At 73.7% G+C, this 1057-nt stretch carries 2 protein-coding genes; both read left to right on the forward strand.

The window, feature by feature from the left end:
• The coding region (locus G6018_RS15435; RefSeq protein ID WP_182640092.1) for an iron chelate uptake ABC transporter family permease subunit at positions 1 to 362 on the forward strand (362 nt) is incomplete at its 5' end.
• Positions 359 to 1057 (forward strand): iron chelate uptake ABC transporter family permease subunit (locus G6018_RS15440; protein ID WP_182640093.1); only part of this gene is annotated, 699 nt, incomplete at its 3' end. The genes G6018_RS15435 and G6018_RS15440, both read left to right, overlap by 4 nt.

The raw sequence follows: 1057 nt of genomic DNA on the forward strand, positions 1-1057 counted from the left end.
TCGACGCACTCGCGCTGGGCGACGACCTGGCGCGCGGGCTCGGGGTCGGCCCGGTGGCCGGCCGGGCGGTCGTCCTGGGTGGAGTGGTGATCCTGTCCGGGGTCGCCACCGCGCTGGCCGGCCCGATCGCGTTCCTTGGGCTCCTCGTCCCCCATCTGCTGCGCCGGCTCGTCGGGGTCGGCAACAGGGTGGTCCTGGGGTTGTCCGTGATCGTGGGCCCCGTCGTCCTGCTCCTCGCCGACACCGTGGGGCGTGTCCTCGCCCCGCCGGGTGAGATCGCCGTCGGTGTGATGACGGTGGCGATGGGCGTGCCGTTCCTGATCGCCATGCTGCGGATGAACCGGGGGGTGGGCGCCTCGTGAGCACCGCAGTCCTCGACCGACCCGCCGACCGGGTGGAGACGGACGAGCTCGTCCGGACACTCGCCGCCGGTCGCCGGAGACGAGCCCTGCTCCTTGTGCTCGCGCTCGTCGCCGCCCTCGTGGCGGCCATGGCCGTCCGCGTCCTCCTGGGTCGGTACACGGTGACCATCCCCGACTTCCTCGCCATCCTCGGAGGGGCGACCATTCCCGGCGCGACCTTCGTGGTGATGGAGGACAAGCTTCCCCGCGCGGTGTTGGGCGCACTGGCGGGGCTGGCGTTCGGCGCCTCCGGAGCCCTGTTCCGTCGCGTCCTGGGCAACCCACTGGCCAGCCCCGACATCCTGGGCATCTCCCACGGGGCATCCGCGGGGGCCGTCGCCGGGATGGCGTTCTGGGGGCTGCGCGGGGTGGCGATCATCCCCGCGGCGCTCCTCGGATCAGCGGTGGCGCTAGCCCTCGTCCTGAGCGCCTCCGCGGGGCGTCACACCGGGATCGTCGGCCAACGATTCCTGCTCGGCGGCGTGGCGGTGGCCGCACTGGGAACCGCCGTGGTGACCCAGCTCATCGCGCGCCTCCCTCTGGCGGGAGCGCAGGAGGCCGCGGTCTGGACCGTCGGCTCGCTCTCCGGTGCCTCGGCCCAGCGCATCGTGTGGCTCGCGGTGACCCTGGCGCTCCTGCTGCCACTGGCCGTCTGG

The sequence above is a fragment of the Dietzia sp. DQ11-44 genome (assembly GCF_014145205.1).
GTDB lineage: Bacteria > Actinomycetota > Actinomycetes > Mycobacteriales > Mycobacteriaceae > Dietzia > Dietzia natronolimnaea.